At 49.7% G+C, this 527-nt stretch carries 1 protein-coding gene; it reads left to right on the top strand.

Annotated elements, in window-relative coordinates:
* Positions 1 to 527 (top strand): IS66 family transposase (locus V6259_RS19610; RefSeq protein ID WP_341585964.1); only part of this gene is annotated, 527 nt, incomplete at both ends.

Genomic DNA, 527 nt, shown 5'->3' with positions numbered 1-527 from the left:
TCATGTTTGGCAAGGCACCTTGCTGACCGATGGCTATGCCGCGTATAGCAGCTACGAAGCAAAATCGCCAGACATCACTCATGCCCAGTGCTGGGTGCACATGCGTCGCCAACTACTGAAAGCCGAAGTCGAAGAAACTGAGGCCGTCACCCACGCCCTCAACCTGATTGCTACCTTGTACCGTCATGAAAGCCATATCAAACAGAAAGGTTGGCTAGGTGAGAAAAAACAAGCGTATCGAGCGCACCATAGCAAGCCATTAGTGGACCAATTTTTTGCCTTCTGTGAAGAACAAAGTCAACGGGCAGATCTGTTACCCGATGATACTTGGATGAAGGCACTGAATTACACATTGAAACGTAAACGACAACTGATGGTCTTCTTAGAGAACCCAGAGGTTGCCATGGACACCAACCACCTAGAGCGAGAGATAAGACCCATCCCGATGGGTAAGAAAAACTGGCTCTTCTGTTGGACAGAACTGGGCGCGGAACACGTTGGCCTCATCCAAAGCCTAATCAGCACCT

The sequence above is a fragment of the Marinomonas sp. TI.3.20 genome, assembly GCF_038155025.1.
In the GTDB taxonomy this organism is placed as follows: domain Bacteria; phylum Pseudomonadota; class Gammaproteobacteria; order Pseudomonadales; family Marinomonadaceae; genus Marinomonas; species Marinomonas flavescens.
Note: the sequence above shows the minus strand (reverse complement) of the source record. Positions and strands in the feature narration are given on the sequence as shown.